This window comes from Bacillota bacterium (assembly GCA_013177945.1).
In the GTDB taxonomy this organism is placed as follows: Bacteria; Bacillota; DSM-12270; order Thermacetogeniales; family Thermacetogeniaceae; genus Ch130.
Window position 1 is genome coordinate 18,181 of the sequence record JABLXW010000016.1, and the last position, 18,631, is coordinate 36,811.

The 18,631-nt window shown below is 57.3% G+C and carries 34 protein-coding genes; all 34 read left to right on the plus strand.

Annotated features, from left to right (window positions below):
* Nucleotides 1-37 precede the first annotated feature (37 nt).
* Nucleotides 38-865, plus strand: a complete 828-nt coding sequence (rplB, locus tag HPY58_10850) for a 50S ribosomal protein L2 (GenBank protein NPV30123.1) — start codon at nt 38-40, stop codon at nt 863-865.
* A 27-nt stretch (nt 866-892) separates the two neighbouring features.
* Nucleotides 893-1,177: a 30S ribosomal protein S19 gene (gene rpsS / locus HPY58_10855; GenBank protein NPV30124.1), complete on the plus strand. Its 285-nt coding sequence runs from the start codon at nt 893-895 to the stop codon at nt 1,175-1,177.
* 14 nt (nt 1,178-1,191) lie between these two features.
* Complete coding sequence (rplV, locus tag HPY58_10860) at nt 1,192-1,533, plus strand: 50S ribosomal protein L22 (protein NPV30125.1); 342 nt, start codon at nt 1,192-1,194, stop codon at nt 1,531-1,533.
* Between the two features lie 3 nt (nt 1,534-1,536).
* Nucleotides 1,537-2,217 carry a 30S ribosomal protein S3 gene (rpsC, locus tag HPY58_10865; GenBank protein ID NPV30126.1) on the plus strand — a complete coding sequence of 227 codons (681 nt, stop codon included), beginning with the start codon at nt 1,537-1,539 and terminating at the stop codon, nt 2,215-2,217.
* Nucleotides 2,217-2,654 carry a 50S ribosomal protein L16 gene (gene rplP / locus HPY58_10870; GenBank protein NPV30127.1) on the plus strand — a complete coding sequence of 146 codons (438 nt, stop codon included), beginning with the start codon at nt 2,217-2,219 and terminating at the stop codon, nt 2,652-2,654. Before rpsC ends, rplP begins: the two co-directional genes overlap by 1 nt.
* Nucleotides 2,641-2,874 (plus strand): 50S ribosomal protein L29, encoded by a 234-nt coding sequence (gene rpmC, locus HPY58_10875; protein ID NPV30128.1) that lies wholly within the window; start codon nt 2,641-2,643, stop codon nt 2,872-2,874. The genes rplP and rpmC overlap by 14 nt, the downstream gene beginning before the upstream one ends.
* Nucleotides 2,875-3,189, plus strand: a complete 315-nt coding sequence (gene rpsQ, locus HPY58_10880; protein ID NPV30129.1) for a 30S ribosomal protein S17 — start codon at nt 2,875-2,877, stop codon at nt 3,187-3,189.
* A complete protein-coding gene (gene rplN / locus HPY58_10885; protein NPV30130.1) occupies nt 3,164-3,532 on the plus strand; it encodes a 50S ribosomal protein L14 in 369 nt (122 codons plus the stop codon). The genes rpsQ and rplN overlap by 26 nt, the downstream gene beginning before the upstream one ends.
* A gap of 25 nt (nt 3,533-3,557) precedes the next feature.
* Complete coding sequence (locus HPY58_10890; protein NPV30131.1) at nt 3,558-3,884, plus strand: 50S ribosomal protein L24; 327 nt, start codon at nt 3,558-3,560, stop codon at nt 3,882-3,884.
* A 25-nt stretch (nt 3,885-3,909) separates the two neighbouring features.
* Entirely contained in the window at nt 3,910-4,446 is a 537-nt protein-coding gene (rplE, locus tag HPY58_10895; GenBank protein NPV30132.1) for a 50S ribosomal protein L5, read from the plus strand.
* A 26-nt stretch (nt 4,447-4,472) separates the two neighbouring features.
* Nucleotides 4,473-4,658 (plus strand): type Z 30S ribosomal protein S14, encoded by a 186-nt coding sequence (locus HPY58_10900; protein ID NPV30133.1) that lies wholly within the window; start codon nt 4,473-4,475, stop codon nt 4,656-4,658.
* Nucleotides 4,659-4,682: 24 nt separating this feature from the next.
* The gene (gene rpsH / locus HPY58_10905) at nt 4,683-5,078 is read left to right on the plus strand and encodes a 30S ribosomal protein S8 (GenBank protein ID NPV30134.1); all 396 of its coding nucleotides are present in this window, start codon (nt 4,683-4,685) and stop codon (nt 5,076-5,078) included.
* 13 nt (nt 5,079-5,091) lie between these two features.
* The gene (rplF, locus tag HPY58_10910; GenBank protein NPV30135.1) at nt 5,092-5,640 is read left to right on the plus strand and encodes a 50S ribosomal protein L6; all 549 of its coding nucleotides are present in this window, start codon (nt 5,092-5,094) and stop codon (nt 5,638-5,640) included.
* Nucleotides 5,641-5,655: 15 nt separating this feature from the next.
* Nucleotides 5,656-6,024, plus strand: a complete 369-nt coding sequence (locus HPY58_10915) for a 50S ribosomal protein L18 (GenBank protein NPV30136.1) — start codon at nt 5,656-5,658, stop codon at nt 6,022-6,024.
* Nucleotides 6,025-6,047: 23 nt separating this feature from the next.
* The gene (gene rpsE, locus HPY58_10920) at nt 6,048-6,545 is read left to right on the plus strand and encodes a 30S ribosomal protein S5 (protein NPV30137.1); all 498 of its coding nucleotides are present in this window, start codon (nt 6,048-6,050) and stop codon (nt 6,543-6,545) included.
* A gap of 12 nt (nt 6,546-6,557) precedes the next feature.
* Nucleotides 6,558-6,761 (plus strand): 50S ribosomal protein L30, encoded by a 204-nt coding sequence (gene rpmD, locus HPY58_10925; protein ID NPV30138.1) that lies wholly within the window; start codon nt 6,558-6,560, stop codon nt 6,759-6,761.
* Between the two features lies 1 nt (nt 6,762).
* The gene (gene rplO, locus HPY58_10930; protein NPV30139.1) at nt 6,763-7,203 is read left to right on the plus strand and encodes a 50S ribosomal protein L15; all 441 of its coding nucleotides are present in this window, start codon (nt 6,763-6,765) and stop codon (nt 7,201-7,203) included.
* Nucleotides 7,203-8,462: a preprotein translocase subunit SecY gene (gene secY, locus HPY58_10935; GenBank protein NPV30140.1), complete on the plus strand. Its 1,260-nt coding sequence runs from the start codon at nt 7,203-7,205 to the stop codon at nt 8,460-8,462. The genes rplO and secY overlap by 1 nt, the downstream gene beginning before the upstream one ends.
* A 21-nt stretch (nt 8,463-8,483) precedes the next feature.
* Nucleotides 8,484-9,134: an adenylate kinase gene (locus tag HPY58_10940; protein NPV30141.1), complete on the plus strand. Its 651-nt coding sequence runs from the start codon at nt 8,484-8,486 to the stop codon at nt 9,132-9,134.
* Nucleotides 9,135-9,881, plus strand: coding sequence for a type I methionyl aminopeptidase (map, locus tag HPY58_10945; GenBank protein NPV30142.1), 747 nt, complete (start codon nt 9,135-9,137; stop codon nt 9,879-9,881).
* A gap of 19 nt (nt 9,882-9,900) precedes the next feature.
* Nucleotides 9,901-10,212, plus strand: coding sequence for an RNA-binding protein (locus HPY58_10950; GenBank protein NPV30143.1), 312 nt, complete (start codon nt 9,901-9,903; stop codon nt 10,210-10,212).
* Between the two features lies 1 nt (nt 10,213).
* Entirely contained in the window at nt 10,214-10,438 is a 225-nt protein-coding gene (gene infA, locus HPY58_10955) for a translation initiation factor IF-1 (GenBank protein ID NPV30144.1), read from the plus strand.
* 37 nt (nt 10,439-10,475) lie between these two features.
* Nucleotides 10,476-10,589, plus strand: coding sequence for a 50S ribosomal protein L36 (rpmJ, locus tag HPY58_10960; GenBank protein NPV30145.1), 114 nt, complete (start codon nt 10,476-10,478; stop codon nt 10,587-10,589).
* Nucleotides 10,590-10,614: 25 nt separating this feature from the next.
* Nucleotides 10,615-10,986: a 30S ribosomal protein S13 gene (rpsM, locus tag HPY58_10965; protein ID NPV30146.1), complete on the plus strand. Its 372-nt coding sequence runs from the start codon at nt 10,615-10,617 to the stop codon at nt 10,984-10,986.
* Nucleotides 10,987-11,004: 18 nt separating this feature from the next.
* Nucleotides 11,005-11,394, plus strand: coding sequence for a 30S ribosomal protein S11 (gene rpsK, locus HPY58_10970; GenBank protein ID NPV30147.1), 390 nt, complete (start codon nt 11,005-11,007; stop codon nt 11,392-11,394).
* Nucleotides 11,395-11,420: 26 nt separating this feature from the next.
* Complete coding sequence (rpsD, locus tag HPY58_10975; protein NPV30148.1) at nt 11,421-12,047, plus strand: 30S ribosomal protein S4; 627 nt, start codon at nt 11,421-11,423, stop codon at nt 12,045-12,047.
* 42 nt (nt 12,048-12,089) lie between these two features.
* Nucleotides 12,090-13,037, plus strand: a complete 948-nt coding sequence (locus HPY58_10980) for a DNA-directed RNA polymerase subunit alpha (protein NPV30149.1) — start codon at nt 12,090-12,092, stop codon at nt 13,035-13,037.
* Between the two features lie 9 nt (nt 13,038-13,046).
* The gene (gene rplQ / locus HPY58_10985; GenBank protein NPV30150.1) at nt 13,047-13,388 is read left to right on the plus strand and encodes a 50S ribosomal protein L17; all 342 of its coding nucleotides are present in this window, start codon (nt 13,047-13,049) and stop codon (nt 13,386-13,388) included.
* Nucleotides 13,389-13,392: 4 nt separating this feature from the next.
* Entirely contained in the window at nt 13,393-14,202 is an 810-nt protein-coding gene (gene truA, locus HPY58_10990; GenBank protein ID NPV30151.1) for a tRNA pseudouridine(38-40) synthase TruA, read from the plus strand.
* A 126-nt stretch (nt 14,203-14,328) separates the two neighbouring features.
* Nucleotides 14,329-14,763: a 50S ribosomal protein L13 gene (rplM, locus tag HPY58_10995; protein NPV30152.1), complete on the plus strand. Its 435-nt coding sequence runs from the start codon at nt 14,329-14,331 to the stop codon at nt 14,761-14,763.
* A gap of 17 nt (nt 14,764-14,780) precedes the next feature.
* The gene (gene rpsI, locus HPY58_11000; protein ID NPV30153.1) at nt 14,781-15,176 is read left to right on the plus strand and encodes a 30S ribosomal protein S9; all 396 of its coding nucleotides are present in this window, start codon (nt 14,781-14,783) and stop codon (nt 15,174-15,176) included.
* Nucleotides 15,177-15,312: 136 nt separating this feature from the next.
* Nucleotides 15,313-16,059: an N-acetylmuramoyl-L-alanine amidase CwlD gene (gene cwlD / locus HPY58_11005; protein ID NPV30154.1), complete on the plus strand. Its 747-nt coding sequence runs from the start codon at nt 15,313-15,315 to the stop codon at nt 16,057-16,059.
* A 169-nt stretch (nt 16,060-16,228) separates the two neighbouring features.
* Nucleotides 16,229-17,572: an AmmeMemoRadiSam system protein A gene (gene amrA / locus HPY58_11010; GenBank protein ID NPV30155.1), complete on the plus strand. Its 1,344-nt coding sequence runs from the start codon at nt 16,229-16,231 to the stop codon at nt 17,570-17,572.
* Nucleotides 17,573-17,582: 10 nt separating this feature from the next.
* Complete coding sequence (gene amrS / locus HPY58_11015) at nt 17,583-18,578, plus strand: AmmeMemoRadiSam system radical SAM enzyme (GenBank protein ID NPV30156.1); 996 nt, start codon at nt 17,583-17,585, stop codon at nt 18,576-18,578.
* Nucleotides 18,579-18,631 lie beyond the last annotated feature (53 nt).

Sequence of the window (18,631 nt, forward strand, 5' to 3'; positions counted from 1 at the left end):
CAGAATCTGCAGCAAGAGATGGAAGGGAGGGAAAGGCGTGGCTATCAAAAAGTTCAAACCGACATCTCCAGGGCGGCGCCAGATGACTGTGCTCGGCTTTGAGGAGCTGAGTGATGTAGAACCGGAACGCTCGCTCCTGGAGCCTTTGCGGAAAAAGGCCGGACGCAACAACCAGGGGCGGATTACTGTCCGCCACCGGGGCGGAGGAATGAAGCGTTTCTACCGGATCATTGATTTCAAGCGGAATAAGGATGGAATTCCGGCAAAGGTTGCAACCCTGGAATACGATCCCAACCGCTCGGCGCATATTGCGCTCCTCCACTATGCGGATGGGGAGAAGCGCTACATCCTGGCACCGCTGGGGCTCAAAGTGGGGGATACGGTGGTTTCCGGAGAGGAGGCGGACATCAGGCCCGGAAACGCCCTCCCGTTAAAGAATATTCCGGTGGGGACCCTGATCCACAACATTGAATTGAAGCCGGGTAGGGGCGGCCAGCTTGTGCGGTCGGCCGGGGCGGTGGCCCAGTTGATGGCGAAAGAGGGCCCCTATGCCCACATCCGGATGCCTTCGGGTGAAGTGCGCCTTATTCACCTGGACTGCAAGGCTACCATCGGCCAGGTGGGGAACCTGGATCACGAAAATATTACCATTGGGAAGGCCGGAAGGGCGCGCTGGCTCGGGATCAGACCAACTGTGCGCGGCGTTGTCATGAACCCCTCGGACCACCCCCACGGGGGCGGGGAAGGAAAGTCCCCCATCGGGCGCAACCCCGTAACACCATGGGGCAAGCCTGCCCTGGGGGCGAAGACGCGGAAAAAGAAGAAAGCCTCGGATAAAATGATTATCAAGCGGCGCACCAGGTAAAAGCGCCCTAAGGAGGGTAAGGAAGGAGTGGGCCGTTCTCTTAAAAAGGGGCCTTATTGCGATCCAAAGCTCTTGAAAAAGATCATCGAAATGAACGAGAAGGGCACGAAGCGGGTGATTAAAACGTGGTCGCGGCGTTCGACGATCTTTCCCGAGATGGTCGGCCATACCATCGCAGTGCACGATGGGCGCAGGCATGTTCCCATTTATATCACCGAGGATATGGTGGGTCATAAGCTGGGCGAGTTCGCGCCGACGAGGATCTTCCGCGGCCACGGTGCCCATACAGAGCGTTCAACGGCACTCAAGTAGAAGGGGTGAAGAGCGTGGAGGCACGGGCGGTTGCACGCTATGTCTGGATTTCCCCGCGCAAAGCGCGCCAGGTGGTGGATCTCGTGCGGGGCAAGAAGGTCACTGAAGCGCTGGCGATCTTGCGTTTTACACCGAAGAAAGCGGCGCGTCCTGTTGCGAAGGTGGTGCGTTCGGCCCTCGCGAACGCCGAACACAACTACAATTTGGATCCGGATAACCTGTACATCAAGAGAATTTACGTGGATGTGGGGCCCATTTTCAAGCGCTACCAGCCCCGGGCGCGGGGACGGGCGGACCTCAGGCGCCGGAGAACCAGCCATATTACCGTTGTAGTAGGTGAGCGAAAGGAGGGATAGGGAATGGGACAGAAAGTGCATCCCAAAGGCCTCCGCCTGGGCATCATCAAAGAGTGGGATTCGAAGTGGTATGCCGCAAAGAATTTCCGGGAGCTGCTGCATGAGGATATCGCGATCAGGAATTTTATTAAAAAGCGTCTTTTCCTTGCAGGGATCTCCCGGATTGAGATCGAGAGGGCTGCCCATCGTGTGCGGGTTTCCATCCACACCGCGAAGCCCGGGATCGTGATCGGGCGCGGAGGAGCAGAAGTGGAAGCCCTGCGGAAGGAACTTGAAGGACTGACCGGAAAGCAGGTCAGCGTCAATATCATTGAAATTAAGAAGCCGGAGCTGGAGGCCCAGCTGGTTGCAGAAAATGTTGCAGCACAGCTCGAAAAGCGGGTTGCTTTTCGCAGGGCCATGAAGCAGGCCGTTTCCCGCACCATGCGCATGGGGGCGCAGGGGATCCGGATTGCGGTAAGCGGCCGCCTGGCAGGAGCGGAAATGGCCCGGACCGAGTGGTACAGTGAAGGCAAAGTTCCCCTCCATACACTGAGAGCGGATATCGATTACGGCTTTGCCGAGGCCAATACAACTTACGGGAAAATTGGTGTTAAAGTCTGGATTTACCGGGGCGAGGTTCTCCCTGAAAAGACTCCGCCCAGGCTTGAAGAGAGTGCGGGCGGGGAAGGAGGCAGAGGCTGATGCTGATTCCGAAAAGAGTTACCTACCGGAAGCAACACCTGCGCCGGCCGACGGGGAAGGCGGGCCGGGGCAATGAGGTTACCTTTGGAGAATACGGTCTCCAGGCTCTGGAACCCGGCTGGATCAGCAGCCGGCAGATTGAGGCGGCCAGGATCGCGATGACCAGGTATGTCCGGCGGGGCGGCAAGGTTTGGATTAAGATTTTTCCCGATCAACCTGTTACCGCGAAGCCCGCTGAAACCCGGATGGGGAGCGGGAAGGGGGCTCCGGAATTCTGGGTGGCTGTTGTTAAACCAGGTCGTGTCCTTTTTGAGCTTGCAGGGGTTTCTGAAGATGTGGCGCGGGAGGCAATGCGCCTTGCAGGTCATAAATTGCCGGTGAAGACGAGGTTTGTGAAACGCCACGAAGCGGGTGGTGAGGCCGGTGAAGAAGGTTAGGGAACTTCGGGAGCTGACCGACGAGGAACTGGAACGCAAGCTGGTTGACCTGAAAGAAGAGCTTTTCCGCCTTCGTTTCCAGATGGCGACAGGTCAGCTGGAAAACCCCATGCGGATTCGGGAGATCCGGCGGGACTTTGCCCGCGCCAGGACAATCTTGCGGGAGCGGGAGCTGAGCCGGCAGCGTCAAGAGATCGGGAAGAGACAGGGGGTATCGTAGTTGAACCCACGACCTCAGCGAAAGACGCGGATTGGAAAAGTGGTTAGCGACAAAATGGATAAAACTGTTGTTGTTGCTGTAGAGACCCTGGTCCGGCATCCTCTTTACGGGAAGACGGTGAAAAGAACCAAGAAGTTCAAGGCCCATGATGAGGAGAACGCCTGCCGGATTGGAGACCAGGTGAAGATTATGGAAACCCGCCCTTTGAGCAAAGAAAAGCGGTGGCGGGTGGTGGAGATCCTGGAGCGCGCCGGAGAAAAAGGGTTGATCCAAAAGGAGGATGAAACCGATGATTCAGCCCCAGACCATTCTTAAGGCCGGCGACAACACGGGTGCAAAGAAACTCATGTGCATCCGGGTTTTGGGCGGCTCCTTCCGCCGCTACGCTTCCGTTGGGGATATCATCGTGGCTTCCGTGAAAGAGGCCAGTCCCGGCGGCATGGTGAAAAAGGGGGATGTCGTTCAGGCGGTGGTGGTCCGGACGCGCAAAGAAATTCGCCGGCCTGACGGTTCGTATATCAAGTTCAGCGAAAATGCGGCTGTAATTATCAATGAACAGAAGAACCCGCGCGGAACCCGGATCTTCGGGCCTGTGGCCCGGGAGCTGCGGGATAAGGACTTCATGAAAATAGTTTCCCTGGCACCCGAGGTGCTCTGAGGTGCGTCAGGTTGGAGGTGTGTCTATGGCGCGAAAAAAGGTTCACGTGCGCAAAGGGGATCAGGTGCTGGTAATCACGGGTAAGAACGCGGGCAAGCGGGGAAAAGTGCTCCAGGTTTTTCCGGCCCTCCAGAGGGTGGTTGTTGAAGGTGTGAATATTGTCAAGCGGCACAGCCGGCCCACCCGGACTCTTCCCCAGGGAGGAATTATCGAGAAGGAGGCCCCGATTGCCAGCTCTAATGTGATGCTGATCTGTACGAAATGCAACCGGCCGACCCGAATTGCAAAGAAGCTTGTTGATCAAAAATATTACCGGGCCTGCAAGAAGTGCGGAGAAATCATTGACAGGTAGGGGCTCCGGTGAAGGAGGAGCAGGGATGGGTCTGAAAGAACGCTATCGCAGCGAAATTGTTCCCCAGATGATGAAGAGATTCAGTTATAAAAATGTCATGGAAGTGCCCAGGCTGGAGAAGATCGTCGTCAATATGGGACTGGGTGAGGCCATTCAAAACCCCAAGGCCCTTGAAGCTGCAGTTAACGACCTGACGCAAATTTCGGGGCAGCGCCCGGTGATTACGAGGGCGCGGAAGTCGATTGCGGCTTTCAAGCTGCGGACGGGAATGAAAATCGGCTGCAAGGTCACTTTACGCGGGAACCGTATGTACGATTTTTTAGAGAAGCTGGTGAATGTTGTTCTTCCCAGGGTGAGGGACTTCCGGGGGGTTTCGCCCAGGTCCTTTGACGGACGGGGGAACTATACGCTGGGCCTGAGGGAGCAGGTGATTTTTCCGGAAATCAGCTACGATCAGATAGATAAGATCCGGGGAATGGATATCACCATTGTCACAACGGCGAAAACCGACGAAGAGGCGCGGGAACTCCTCCGCTTGATGGGAATGCCTTTCCGGGAATAAAAGACGGAGTTAAAGGAGGGAAGTGGGTGGCCAAGAAATCACTTATTGCGAAGCAGCAAAGAAAGCCGAAATTCAGGGTCCGGGCCTACAACCGGTGCCGGCTGTGCGGCAGGCCGCGCGCCTACCTGCGGAAATTCGGAATGTGCCGGATCTGTTTCCGGGAGCTGGCCTACAAAGGATATATTCCCGGTGTTGTGAAAGCCAGCTGGTAAAGGCGTAAAGGAGGTTAAAGAGGGATGATGACGGACCCGATCGCAGATTTCCTGACGCGGATTCGGAATGCCAATCAGGTTCACCGGGATCGCGTGGAAGTGCCTGCCTCCAAAATGAAAAAGGCTCTGGCAGAAATTCTCAAAAACGAGGGGTTCATCCGGAATTACGAATACATTGACGACGGGAAGCAGGGGATCCTGCGGTTGTATCTGAAATACGGGCCAAACCGCGAAAGGGTTATTACCGGACTCAAGCGCATCAGCAAGCCGGGCCTTCGGGTTTATGTCAAGAAGGACGAAATTCCCAGGGTCCTGGGTGGTTTGGGTGTGGCGGTTATTTCCACCCCGAAAGGGCTGATGACCGACAAGCAGGCCCGGCAGGAGGGCCTGGGTGGTGAGGTTATTTGCTACGTTTGGTAAGAGAGGTGATACCATGTCCAGAGTTGGACGCCTTCCGGTGGCGATACCGGCAGGAGTAGAGGTAAAGATCCACGACAACGGCGTTGAGGTCAAGGGCCCGAAAGGGAGGCTTTACAAAAAGTTCCATCCCGAGATCAGGGTTTCTCTTGAAGGCGGCCAGCTCGTGGTAGCGAGGCCCTCGGATGAAAAAGAGCACCGGGCGCTCCACGGCCTGACAAGGGCTCTCCTGCAGAATATGGTAGAAGGGGTGACGCGGGGCTTTTCCCGGAGCCTGGAACTGGTGGGAGTGGGTTACAGGGCGGCGAAGCAGGGAAAGAAGCTGGTCCTTACCGTGGGCTATTCCCACCCCGTGGAAATCGAGCCGGAGGAGGGCCTGGAAATCGAAGTTCCTGCCCCCAACAAGATTGTTGTCCGGGGAATCGATAAGGAAAAGGTGGGCGCCCTTGCCGCCCGCATCCGCAGTGTCCGCGAGCCTGAGCCTTATAAAGGAAAAGGGATTAAATACGAGGACGAGGTAATCAAGCGCAAGGTTGGTAAAGCAGGGGTTAAGGGCAAGAAGTAAGGAGCGTGAGGGAAGTTGCTGAAGAAGGAGACGCGCCGAGAACTGCGGCGGCGGAAGCATGCCCGGGTCAGAAAAAAGGTTTTTGGGACACCTGAAAGGCCGCGGCTCAGTGTTTACCGCAGCCTTAACCATATCTACGCCCAGATTATTGACGATACGCGGGGAACAACCCTGGCAGCCGCCTCTACTTTGTCACCCGAAATTCGAGGAGAGGTCGGTAACCGGAAAAACCTCGCAGCGGCGCGGGTCGTGGGCAGGTTGATCGCCGAAAAGGCCCGCGCCCGGGGGATTACCAGAGTTGTTTTCGACCGGGGTGGCTACCCCTATCATGGCCGGATTGCTGCCCTGGCCGAGGCAGCCCGGGAGCACGGCCTGGATTTTTAGAGAACAGGGAGGGAGTAATCGTTTTGCGAATTGATCCCAATACTTTAGAGCTTACAGAAACCGTCGTAAGCATCAACCGGGTTGCCAAGGTTGTGAAGGGCGGGAGACGGTTCAGTTTCAGCGCCCTCGTCGTCGTGGGAGATGGTCAGGGCCACGTTGGGGCAGGCCTGGGGAAAGCAGGGGAAGTGCCCGAGGCAATCCGGAAGGGAATTGAAGATGCGAAAAAGAATATAATTGTGGTTCCCATGAAGGGGACGACAATCCCCCACCCTGTCATTGGGGAATTCGGGGCAGGCAAGGTGCTTTTGAAGCCGGCCTCCCCCGGGACGGGGGTGATTGCGGGGGGGCCTGTGCGGGCCGTTCTGGAGGCCGCGGGAATCAAGGATATTTTGACGAAATCTTTAGGCTCTTCGAATGCCCACAATATGGTTCACGCCACGATCGAGGGCCTGAAAAGCTTGAAGCGGGCGGAAGATGTTGCCCGGCTTCGGGGAAAAACGGTAGAGGAATTGACAGGTTAGGGGGAGTAGAGCGTGGAGTCCTTTTTACGGGTTACCCTGGTGAAAAGCCCGATCGGTTATCCTGAAAAACAGCGGCGGGTTCTGCGTGCCCTTGGTTTGAGGAAGCTCAACAGCACTGTGGTGAAGGCCGATGTTCCGGAAATTCAGGGGATGATCAGAAGCGTTTCTCATTTAGTAAAGGTTGAACCGGTGGGCGAGAAGGAAGGGAGGGTTTGACTTGAAGCTCCATGAACTGCAGCCTGCGCGCGGGGCGCGTTCTGTCCGGACCCGGAAGGGCCGCGGCATCGGGTCTGGCCTGGGCAAAACTGCGGGCCGCGGGCAGAAAGGTCAAAAGGCGCGGTCCGGAGGGGGAGTGCGGCGCGGTTTTGAGGGAGGGCAGATGCCCCTGTACCGCCGGATTCCCAAGCGCGGGTTCAGGAATATCTTTCGGAAAGAGGTTGCCGTTGTCAACGTTCGGGATCTCGCCAGATTTCCTGCAGGAGCTGTTGTGACACCGACGCTTCTCAGGGCGGAAGGGCTGGTTAAGAAAACGGACGCCGTCATTAAACTGCTGGGTAAAGGGGAGCTGGACCGCCCCCTGACGGTAAAGGTTCACCAGGTCAGCAAGGGTGCTGCCGAGAAGGTTGCTGCGGCAGGCGGCAGGGTTGAGGTGATATGATGCTGGAATCTCTTAAAAGCGCCTGGAAGCTGGGGGATCTCCGGAGCAAGCTCCTCTTCACCCTGGTCATGCTGTTGATTTTCCGGGTGGGCGCTCACATCCCGGTTCCCGGAATCAATCACCAGGTGCTGGAGAAACTGCTGGGAGGACAGCTTTTCGGCTTCTTTGACGTCATCTCCGGTGGGGCCTTCCGCCGTTTGTCGGTTTTTGCGATGAGCATCACCCCGTACATTAACGCCTCGATTATCATGCAGTTGTTGACCGTCGTCATTCCCCGCCTGGAGCAGCTTGCGAAAGAAGGGGAAGCCGGAAGAAAGATCATCGTGCAGTATACCAGGTACGGAACGGTTGTCCTTGGGTTTATCCAGGCTATCGGCATGGCGGTTGCGCTGGGCCGGCAGGGCGCCATCCAGCACGCAGGCATCGGGTCGTACCTGCTGATTGCCCTGACCCTGACTGCAGGAACTGCCTTTCTCATGTGGCTGGGGGAAATGATCACGGAAAAGGGGATCGGGAACGGCATTTCTCTCCTTATTTTTGCGGGGATCGTTTCCCGCCTCCCGGCAGGGGCGGTGAACATTTTCCGCCAGCTTCAGGCAGGAACGATAAGCATTGCGAGCGTGGTTATTCTGATCGTGCTGGGGCTCCTTGTCATTGCAGCAGTTGTGGCGGTTCAGGAGGGGCAGCGCCGGATCCCGGTGCAGTATGCGAAACGGGTCATGGGCCGGAAGGTCTACGGAGGGCAGAGCACCCATATCCCCCTCCGGGTGAACCAGGCAGGGGTGATTCCGGTCATCTTTGCCATGTCTATTCTGATGTTCCCGGTCCAGATAGCCCATTGGATCAACCATCCCTGGGCGCAGGGAGTAGCAAGCCACCTCCAGTTCGGGACGCCCTTGAACACCGTTCTCTACGCTCTGCTGATCATTTTCTTCACTTACTTTTACACGGCGATCATTTTCAATCCGATGGATGTGGCGGACAACCTGAAAAAGTACGGAGGGTTTATCCCGGGGCTGCGGCCGGGCCGGCCGACCGGGGAGTACATCAACCGCGTTTTGACGCGAATCACCCTGGCCGGTGCGATTTTCCTTGCTTTCATCGCAATTCTCCCCAACTTCATGATTGCCGTTACCAAGATTCCTTCCCTTTATTTCGGCGGAACGGCGCTTTTGATCGTGGTTGGGGTTGCCCTGGAAACGATGAAGCAGTTTGAAGCACATCTGCTGATGCGCCACTACCAGGGCTTTATGAAATAGGTAACGGGGTGGAGACGGGAAATGAGAATTCTGTTAATCGGACCTCCCGGCGCGGGCAAAGGGACGCAGGCGGCCAGGATCGCGGGCTTCTGCGAAGTTCCGCATATTTCTACAGGCGATATTTTCAGGGCTGCAGTTCAGGCAGGAACGGAGCTCGGCCGGAAAGCCAGGGAGTACCTGGATGCCGGACGGCTGGTTCCCGATGAGATCACGATTGAAATCATCCGGGAACGCCTGAAGCAGCCGGACTGCAGCAGGGGCTTTCTGCTGGACGGTTTTCCCCGGACCCTGCCCCAGGCGGAGGCGCTGGACCGGCTCCTGGCGGATCTGGGGACGCACCTGGATGTGGTTTTATATATCAGGGTGAGTCCGGAGGTGCTGGTGGAGCGCCTTACAGGCCGCAGGGTTTGCCGGAACTGCGGCGCCACTTACCACGTGCTTTTTCAGCCCCCGCGCCTTCCCGGCGTCTGCGACCGCTGCGGCGGGGAGCTTTACCAGCGGAGCGACGACACCGCCGAGACGGTGCGGGACCGCCTGGAAGTTTACATGAGTCAGACTGCTCCCCTGCTGGAATACTACAGGGAACGCGGCCTGCTCAAGGAGATCGACGGGGAGCAGGAAATTGAGGCGGTCTGGGCCGGAATTCAGAACTGTCTGAGGGGTCTTTGCTGAATGATTGTCTTGAAGTCATCACGGGAGATCGCGTACCTGCGCGAGGCAGGACGGATTGCTGCTCTGGCTCTCCAGGAGTTGGGGAAAAGGGTGAAGCCCGGGGTCACAACATGGGAGCTTAACCAGTTCACGGAGGAATTTTTGCGCCGTGCCGGGGCCTCCCCTGCCTTTCTTGGCTATCATGGCTTTCCGGCCAGCATCTGCACCTCGGTCAACAACGAAGTGGTGCACGGGATCCCCGGTTTAAGAAAACTGGAAAACGGAGATATTATTAGTATTGACATCGGGACTGTTTACCGCGATTACTACGGAGATGCTGCCGCAACTTTTCCGGTGGGGGAGATCTCTCCCGAGGCGCGCCGGCTGCTGGAAGTTACCCAAAAGGCGCTTTTTTTGGGGATCGCCCAGGCGGTGCCGGGGAACCGGGTTGGCGACATTTCTGCCGCCATTCAGAACTACGTGGAAAGCAGCGGATTCCATGTTGTGAGGGACTTTGTGGGGCATGGGATCGGGCGCAGCATGCACGAGGAGCCCCAGGTGCCCAATTTCGGCAAGCCAGGTCTGGGGCCGCGGCTGCAGCCGGGTCTTGTGCTGGCAATTGAGCCGATGGTCAATGCGGGAACCTCCGAGGTTTTTGTGCTGCCGGATCGCTGGACCGTTGTTACCAGAGATGGGAGTCTTTCCGCGCATTTTGAGCATACGGTTCTGGTTACGGAAGGAGAGCCGGAAATCCTCACCCGGCTCTGAAGGGGGCAGGAGCGGAAGAGTGAAGGGAAGTTTAGAAGTGGGCCAGTTAGTTTGTTCCAAACGCGGCCGCGATCGGGGAAAGTTTTTCCTCGTGGCTGAAGTAATCGACGACTCTTTTGTTTACCTGGTTGATGGAGAGAAACGCAGGCTGGAAAACCCCAAGCGGAAGAATATTAAGCACCTCGAACCGTTTCCCGTCGTTGCCGAAAACCTGGCAGCGCTGTGGAAAAGTGGCCAGCAGGTTGGGAATCACGAGGTTCGCAGGATCATCGCCGCTTTACGGCAGGCTCACATCAACAAGGAGTCTGAAAACGAGGGGGTAGATAAATGATATGCCCAGGTCGAAGCCGAATGTCATCGAAGTTGAAGGTACCGTGGTCGAGGCCCTCCCTAACGCCATGTTCCGGGTAGAATTGGCGAACGGATATAAGGTGCTGGCACATGTTTCCGGAAAGATCCGGATGAATTTTATCCGAATTCTGCCTGGCGATCGCGTTACCGTGGAACTTTCACCTTATGACTTGACCCGGGGAAGAATCGTTTACCGCTTTAAATAGTCCAGGCAATGATTTGCCGCGGAAGGAGGGGGCTCTGTTGAAGGTTCGCGCTTCTGTCAAGCCGATCTGCGAAAAGTGCAAAGTGATCAGGCGCAAAGGAAAGATTATGATCCTGTGTGAAAACCCGAAACACAAGCAAAAACAGGGGTAGAATCTGAGATTTAGGAGGATTGAGGATGGCGAGAATTGCAGGGGTAGACCTGCCGCGCGACAAGCGGGTGGAAATAGCCCTGACCTACATTTACGGCATCGGCCGGTCAACTGCCAAGCAGATACTCCAGAAAACGGGAATCGATCCCTCCACCAGGGTTAAAGATCTTACCGAAGAGGAAGTAGGTAAGCTGCAGGAAATCATCGATAAGGAGTACAAGGTGGAAGGGGACCTCCGGCGCGAGGTTTCCATGAATATTAAACGCTTGATCGAAATCGGCTGCTACCGGGGCTTGCGCCACCGCCGGGGGCTGCCGGTGCGCGGCCAGCGGACGCGCACCAACGCCCGGACACGGAAAGGGCCCCGGAAAACAGTCGGAGTTCGCCGCAAGAAGTAGCAGGAAAGGAGGAAGAAGGTGGCAAGGAGAGCGGGGAGACCAAAACGCAGGGAAAGGAAGAACGTTGAGCACGGCATTGCTCACATCAAATCCACTTTTAACAACACGATCATTACGATTACGGACATGGCAGGCAACGCGATTGCCTGGGCGAGCGCCGGAACGATGGGATTTAAAGGCACCCGGAAAGGCACTCCCTTTGCAGCCCAGATGGCCGCCGAGGCTGCAGCAAAAGCGGCGATGGAGCACGGAATGAAGCAGGTCGAGTGCTACGTCAAAGGGCCCGGCGGAGGAAGGGAGGCGGCGATCAGGTCCCTCCAGGCGGCGGGTCTGGAAGTGAACATGATTAAAGATGTGACTCCAATTCCTCACAACGGCTGTCGTCCGCCGAAACGCCGGCGCGTTTGATAAAATTCCAAAAGGAGGATCAGATCATGGCAAGATATACAGGTCCGGTATGCCGTCTCTGTCGCCGCGAGGGAATCAAGCTTTACTTAAAGGGAGACCGATGCTACTCGGATAAGTGCGCGCTTGACCGGAGGAACTATCCCCCGGGCGAAAAGGCCCAGGCACGGCGAAAGATGACGGAGTACGGGTTGCAGCTCCGGGAAAAGCAGAGGGCGCGGCGGATTTACGGGGTTCTCGAGCGGCAGTTCAGACGGTACTTTGAAATTGCAGAACGCCAAAAGGGCATTACCGGTGAAAACCTTCTGCGCCTGCTGGAACGCCGCCTGGACAACGTGGTTTACCGGCTCGGGTTTGCCGCCTCGCGGGCTGAGGCGCGCCAGCTGGTCCGGCACGGGCATTTCACCGTAAACGGGAGGCGGGTGGATATTCCTTCTTACCTGGTGAAGATCGGAGATGTGGTCGCCGTTGCCGAGAGAAGCAGGGAACTGACCCGTTTTGCGGAACTTGCCGAGGCCGCAGCCCATAAGACTCCTCCTCCCTGGCTGGAAGTGGATGTCGAAAGAATGCAGGGGCGGGTGTTAGGCTTCCCGGCCCGCGAGGATATAGATATCCCCATCAAAGAACACCTGATTGTGGAGCTTTACTCACGTTAAAGCATCTGCGTGAAAAGGTGTTGGGGAAGGAGGTTTATGGTGGTGTTGGAGATCGAAAAACCTCGCATCGAATGCCTTGAGAAAAACGATGCCGGAACCTATGGCAAATTTGTGATCGAACCGCTTGAGCGCGGTTACGGGACCACCCTGGGGAACAGCCTGCGCCGGGTTCTCCTCTCTTCCCTGCCTGGAGCGGCTGTCACCTCGGTGAAAATCGAGGGGGTGCTCCACGAGTTCAGCACAATTCCCGGGGTGCGCGAGGATACGACAGACATTATTTTGAATTTAAAGGGTCTTGCCATTAAGATGTACACCGATGAACCCCAGGTTGTCAGGATCGAGGCCCAGGGGGAAAGGGTGGTAAGGGCCTCCGACATCATTGCCGGTGCCGAGATTGAAATCATCAATTCCGATCACTACATCGCCACCCTGGAAGCGGACGGCCGCCTCTTTATGGAGATGAACGTGGAGAAAGGGCGGGGTTACGTCCCTGCGGAGAAAAACAAAAAGGGGGACCAGGTGATCGGAATTATTCCCGTCGATTCCCTTTTTTCCCCGGTTCACAAGGTCAATTACACCGTTGAGAACACCCGGGTCGGTCAGGTTACCGACTACGACAGACTTGTCCTGGAGGTCTGGACCAACGGGACGGTGAAGCCGGACGAGGCGATCAGCATTGCCGCGAAAATTCTCATTGACTACCTGAAGTTATTTGTCGGCCTGACAGAAAAGGGTGAGGAAGGGGAGGCGCCTCCGGAAGAACCGGTTGATGAAAAAAGAAAGATCCTGGAGATGCCGATTGAGGATCTGGAGCTTTCGGTGCGCTCTTACAACTGCCTGAAAAGGGCGGGCATCAATACCGTGGAGGATTTGATCCAGCGCACCGAAGAAGATATGATCAAGGTCCGGAACCTGGGGAAGAAATCTCTCGAGGAAGTCGACCAGAAGCTTGCGGAATTGGGGCTTTCGCTGCGGAAGGCAGAGGACTGAAAAGAGGTGATTTTTGTGTACCGGAAACTGGGTTTTCGAAGCGACCACCGCAAGATGATGCTTCGGAACATCGTGACATCTTTGCTTCGGGAAGAGCGCATTGAAACAACGGAGCAGCGGGCCAAGGAGTTGAGGCGCCTGGCAGAAAAGATGATCAGCCTGGGAAAACGGGGAGACCTTCACGCCAGGCGGCAGGCCCTTGCCTTTCTGCTTGATGAAAGTGTGGTCAAAAAGCTTTTTGAGGAAATCGCTCCCAAATATACGGAGCGCTCCGGGGGGTACACCCGCATCCTGAGGCTGGGGAACCGGCGCGGCGACGGCGCCCCGATGGTCCTGGTGGAACTTGTCTGAAAGGATGCGCTACCTGAAGCTGACGCTGGAGTATGACGGCACCGGATTCTGCGGTTTCCAAAAGCAGACGGGGACCGGGCTCCGGACCGTCCAGGGGGTTCTGGAGGCTGCGCTTGAAAAGCTGACCGGGGAGGCGGTCCGCACCTTTGGAGCAGGGCGGACCGATGCCGGGGTTCACGCCCTGGGGCAGGTTGTGCACTTTGCGACGCAGGCGAAGATCCCTGTGGAGCGCTTTCCGCCTGCTTTAAACAGCATCCTCCCCCCCGATTTGGCTGTAAAAAAGGGGGAAGAGGTTGATTCTGCTTTCCATGCAAGGTATTCTGCCCTTGCCAAAAAGTATTGCTACCTGATTTTGAACAGGAAGCACCCCTCTCCCGTCTGGCGCAGCCGCTGCTACCGTTTTCCGTACCCCCTGGATGCGGATTTAATGCAGGAGGGGGCGCGTTACCTGGAAGGCTTCCACGATTTTCGGGCTTTCTCCGCCTCAGGCAGCAACGCGAAAAGCACGAGGAGACACCTTTTTTCTTTCCGGGTAATCCGGCGCGGAGATTGGGTTTGCCTGGCAGCAACGGCAGACGGGTTTCTTTACAAGATGATGCGTTTGATGGGGGGGACGCTCCTGGAAGTGGGGCAGGGAAAATTGCCTCCCCGGAGGGTGCAGGAAATTTTGGCCTCAGGCGTGCGGGGGGAGGGGGGTCCTGCTTTGCCTCCCCAGGGACTTTATTTAGTGCGCGTTTTTTATCCCGGCGATGATTTGAATTTCCGGGAAGAGGATCTTGAAGCAGAGCTTCCTCTGCTTGACGACCTTTCCTGAAAAGGGAACAGGCTGCTTGCAGCAATCTGTTGCCCCGGCTCAGGAGAAGGGTGCCGGGGGAGCAAACCCCCGGTCGGGTTTGACGGAGGAAGCTTGATTCCGGCAGAGGGATGATAGGAGGGTTTAATGATGCGTACATATATGGCCAAGCCCAGGGAAGTGGAGCGGAAGTGGTACGTGATCGACGCTACCGGGAAGACCCTGGGAAGGCTGGCAAGTGAAGCAGCGCGGATTTTGCGGGGAAAACACAAACCAATTTTTACGCCCCATATTGATGTGGGGGACCATGTCGTGATTATCAATGCGGAAAAAGTCAGGCTTACAGGAAAGAAGCTGGAGAAAAAGCTTTACATTTACCACACCCGTTACCCCGGTGGCCTGAAAGTGATGAATTACGAGAAGCTTCTGCGCACCAGGCCAGAAAGGGCTGTGGAAAGAGCCATTTGGGGGATGATTCCGCACAATCGTTTGGGAAGGAAGATTTTCCGGAAGCTCCGGGTCTACCGCGGGCCGGATCATCCCCACGGGGCACAGAAGCCTGAAGTTTGGGAAATTCGCTGACGGAGGGGGTGAATTTTTTGGAGCAGGTACAGTACCAAGGCACCGGAAGGCGCAAAACAGCAGTCGCGCGGGTGCGGATCGTTCCCGGGGAAGGGCAGGTTATTGTAAACGGGCGCCCTGCAGAAGATTATTTTCCAAAGCGCACTTCTATCCTGACGATAATCAGCCAGCCCCTCGAACTGACCAAAACCGCCGGGCGGTTTAATGTCATTGCTTCGGTGAAGGGCGGCGGGGTAACCGGGCAGGCAGGGGCGATCAGGCTGGGCCTGGCCCGCGCCCTTTTAAAAGCAGACCCCAGCCTCCGTCCCTATTTGAAAAAGGCCGGTTTCCTGACCAGGGATCCCAGGATGAAGGAGCGGCGCAAGTACGGGCTGAAGAAGGCCCGGAAGGCTCCTCAATACTCCAAGCGCTAGAACTTCCGCCAGCCCCGCAGCCGGCAGCCCAACTTTCCCTCTCCGCATGTCTTTGATACGGATAATCGGATTGGCCCGCGCATAACATTTTGGAGAGGATCTCAAAAAAGGGGGAGCTGCTTTCTTGCGGGGCTTTATTTTTTTTAAGACAATAAAGCTGGATCACCGTATCGTTTTTGCTTTTTTACTTCTGGTCTTGCTCGGGGGTTCCCTTCACCCTTATTACGTGAGGTTTAGAGAGCGCAGGGCCGTCCAGGCTTTATCATGGTCTGTCGCCAACAGGGTGATTGTTGTCGACCCCGGACACGGGGGGGTGGATCCCGGGGCCGTCGGGCGGACCGGGGTTTTGGAAAAGGATATCAACCTGGCAATCGCAAAGCGCCTTGCCGTACTCCTCACTCAGGCGGGGGCTGCTGTTGTCTTGACCCGGGAGGGGGACTACGACCTGAGCGATCCAGAGCACCAGTTCAGCCTCTCTGTAAGGAAGAAGGACGATCTCGAAGCCCGGGTGGAGCTTGCCAATAAGTACCGGGCAGACCTCTACATCAGCGTTCACGTGAACAGCTTCCCTTCCCCCCGGTGGTGGGGCGCCCAGGTCTTCTATTCCCCCCGCAGTCCAGAAAGCAAACGCCTCGCCTGCCTGATCCAGCAGGAGCTGATCAAGACTTTAGGGGAAAGCTACAGGTGGGTGAAGCCCGAGGATTTTTATGTGATGCGGAATGTCAAAATGCCTGCAGTGGTGGTGGAGGCGGGCTTCATTTCCCACCCCCGGGAGGAGATCCTGATGACCGAACCCGTTTACCAGAGCAAGGTTGCCTGGTGCGTTTTTGCAGGTGTTGTCCGCTATTTTGCCGGCGAGCCTGCCCCGCAATCCCCCTATTAGGTCCGGAGGCCTCCATCCCTGCTTTCGCTCCGCTGCGTACTCCAGCTCGGATTTGTCTTGCCTGCAATTGATTTGAAGATCTTTTTGGGATAGAATGGAAGCAGCAGAACAGCCCTTCAGGATCAGGTCATTTTGGCCGACTTGTGAGAAATAAGGATGGTGAAGCAAGATGCTTGTTTTCGCTGGTTTGGCTCCCCACCCCCCGATTATCGTCCCCGAGGTGGGGGGGCCTGAGTTGGAAAAGGCGGCGCAGACTGTGAGGGGCATGCGGGAGTGGGCGCGCGCTGCAGCCGCGGCCCGGCCCGAGACCCTTGTTTTCATCAGCCCGCACGGCAGCTTCCTGCGGAGCGCGCTGGGGTATCTGGGAGGCAGAGATCTTGCAGGAAGCCTTGCCTCCTTTGGGGCGCCGGAGGTAAGCTTCCGGGCCCCCAACGACCTCGAACTCGGCCGCGCCATTGCGGCCGAGGCGGGAAGGGTGGGGGTTGAGGTTGTGGAGCTGGAGCAGGGGGTACTCGATCTTTACCGGGGCGAGGGTCTTGACCACGGGATCATGGTTCCCCTCTACTACCTCCGGGAGGCGGGGGTGGATGCTGCGCTGGTGGCCTTCGGAATCAGCCTTTTGCCCTTTGAAAAGCTGTTCCAGTTCGGGCGCGCCCTGGATCGGGCGGTGCGGCGCTCGCCCCGGAGGGTCGGGCTGGTTGCCAGCGGGGACCTTTCCCACCGCCTCAAGCGTGGTGCCCCTGCAGGCTACGACCCGCTGGGGAGGGTTTTTGATGAAGCCGTTCGGGACGCCCTGGCGCGGATGGATACGGAGCGCATCCTGACCCTGCCTGAGGAACTGGTAGAGCGCGCGGGAGAGTGCGGGCTCAGGCCGATCATTATGCTGCTCGGCGCCCTTCAGGAGTACGAGGTGGAGAGCAAGATCTACTCCTACGAGGGGCCCTTTGGTGTGGGCTACCTGGTTGCCGGCTTTTCCATCAAAGAGGCGGCGCAGGCCGGGGCGCAGGAGTCTCCCCACGTGCGGCTTGCCCGCGCCAGTCTTGAACACTATCTCCGTACGGGGAAAATGCTCCCCGTACCGGACCCCGTTCCCCCGGGGATGGAGGGGCGGGCAGGGGTCTTTGTTTCTCTGAAAAAGCACGGCCAGCTGCGGGGGTGCATTGGGACAATCGAACCCTATCAGGAAAATATTGCGGCCGAGATCATCCACAACGCCGTCAGTGCCGGAGTCCAGGACCCGCGCTTCTGGCCCGTGACGCTGGAGGAGCTGCCGGAGCTCAAGATCTCTGTTGATGTCCTTACCCCTCCGGAGCCTGTCGCCTCGGAAAAGGATCTGGATCCCAGGCGGTACGGGGTGATCGTGAGAAGCCGCGGCCGCACCGGACTCCTCCTTCCCGATCTGGAAGGGATCGACACCGTAGAAGAGCAGATCCGGATCGCCCGCCAGAAGGCCGGAATTCCCCCTGGAGAGCCTGTGCAGCTGGCGCGCTTTGAAGTAATCAGGTACGAGTGAGGGAATCAGCATGCAGGAGGCCAGATTTTACGAAAAACTGGAAGGTGGCCGGGTCTGGTGCCACCTCTGCCCCCAGAGCTGCCGCATCAGCCCGGGCCACGTGGGATTTTGCCGGGCAAGGAAAAACGAGGGAGGAGTTCTTTGCACCCTGAACTACGGGCGGATTTCCGCCTGGGGGATTGACCCCATTGAGAAGAAGCCCCTCTATCATTTTTATCCGGGCACCCAGATCTTTTCGGTGGGGACCTTCGGCTGCAACTTTCACTGCGGCTTCTGCCAGAACTGGCAGATTGCCCACGGCGAACCGCTCACCCAGACATGTTCCCCCGCAGAACTGGTGGAAATTGCATGCAGGGCAGAGGAGCGATCCGGCTCCATCGGGATCGCCTATACTTATTCGGAACCGATGATCTGGTACGAATACGTCTGCGATGCCGCAAAGCTGGCGCGGGAAAAGGGCCTCAAAAACGTTCTGGTGACCAACGGTTCGGTGGAGGAGGAGCCGCTGCGGGAGCTTCTTCCCTACGTTGATGCCATGAACATCGATGTGAAGGCCTTTACCGAGGACTTCTACCGGGAAATCTGCCGCGGCAAGCTCGGCCCGGTGCTGCGCACCGTGGAGATTGCCTACAGCCGGTGCCATGTGGAGATCACGAACCTGATCGTTCCCACGAAGAACGACGCGGAAGGGGAGATTGCAGCCCTGGTTGACTGGATCGCCTCCCTTGACCCGGCGATTCCCCTCCACTTTTCCCGCTACTTCCCTCAGTACAGGTTCAATCTTCCCCCAACGCCTCTGGCAACCCTCAAGAAGGCGCGGGAGATTGCCCTTAAAAAATTAAAGTATGTTTACATCGGAAATGCCCCGGAGCTGGGGGAAGATGATACCTTCTGTCCGAACTGCCGGAACCTCCTGATCGAGCGGACAGGGTACCGGACCACGGTCACAGGGCTGCGGGAGAGGCGCTGCACACAGTGCGGGAGGGAGATTGAAATCGTGAACTGAGTTGGAAATATATTCATGTACCGCCTGGAGAGAGGCCAGGCGTGTTGTCTTAT

Bases quoted from the DNA above. Each gene is read 5' to 3' on its own strand.
- rplE (NPV30132.1), top strand. From the start codon at position 3,910: ATGGGTCTGAAAGAACGCTATCGCAGCGAAATTGTTCCCCAGATGATG.
- amrA (NPV30155.1), top strand. From the start codon at position 16,229: ATGCTTGTTTTCGCTGGTTTGGCTCCCCACCCCCCGATTATCGTCCCC.
- HPY58_10890 (NPV30131.1), top strand. From the start codon at position 3,558: ATGGCGCGAAAAAAGGTTCACGTGCGCAAAGGGGATCAGGTGCTGGTA.
- rplM (NPV30152.1), top strand. From the start codon at position 14,329: ATGATGCGTACATATATGGCCAAGCCCAGGGAAGTGGAGCGGAAGTGG.
- rplP (NPV30127.1), top strand. From the start codon at position 2,217: ATGCTGATTCCGAAAAGAGTTACCTACCGGAAGCAACACCTGCGCCGG.
- rpsC (NPV30126.1), top strand. From the start codon at position 1,537: ATGGGACAGAAAGTGCATCCCAAAGGCCTCCGCCTGGGCATCATCAAA.
- rpsH (NPV30134.1), top strand. From the start codon at position 4,683: ATGATGACGGACCCGATCGCAGATTTCCTGACGCGGATTCGGAATGCC.
- rpsD (NPV30148.1), top strand. From the start codon at position 11,421: ATGGCAAGATATACAGGTCCGGTATGCCGTCTCTGTCGCCGCGAGGGA.
- secY (NPV30140.1), top strand. From the start codon at position 7,203: ATGCTGGAATCTCTTAAAAGCGCCTGGAAGCTGGGGGATCTCCGGAGC.
- rpsM (NPV30146.1), top strand. From the start codon at position 10,615: ATGGCGAGAATTGCAGGGGTAGACCTGCCGCGCGACAAGCGGGTGGAA.
- rplN (NPV30130.1), top strand. From the start codon at position 3,164: ATGATTCAGCCCCAGACCATTCTTAAGGCCGGCGACAACACGGGTGCA.
- truA (NPV30151.1), top strand. From the start codon at position 13,393: ATGCGCTACCTGAAGCTGACGCTGGAGTATGACGGCACCGGATTCTGC.
- infA (NPV30144.1), top strand. From the start codon at position 10,214: ATGCCCAGGTCGAAGCCGAATGTCATCGAAGTTGAAGGTACCGTGGTC.
- amrS (NPV30156.1), top strand. From the start codon at position 17,583: ATGCAGGAGGCCAGATTTTACGAAAAACTGGAAGGTGGCCGGGTCTGG.
- rplF (NPV30135.1), top strand. From the start codon at position 5,092: ATGTCCAGAGTTGGACGCCTTCCGGTGGCGATACCGGCAGGAGTAGAG.
- HPY58_10940 (NPV30141.1), top strand. From the start codon at position 8,484: ATGAGAATTCTGTTAATCGGACCTCCCGGCGCGGGCAAAGGGACGCAG.
- map (NPV30142.1), top strand. From the start codon at position 9,135: ATGATTGTCTTGAAGTCATCACGGGAGATCGCGTACCTGCGCGAGGCA.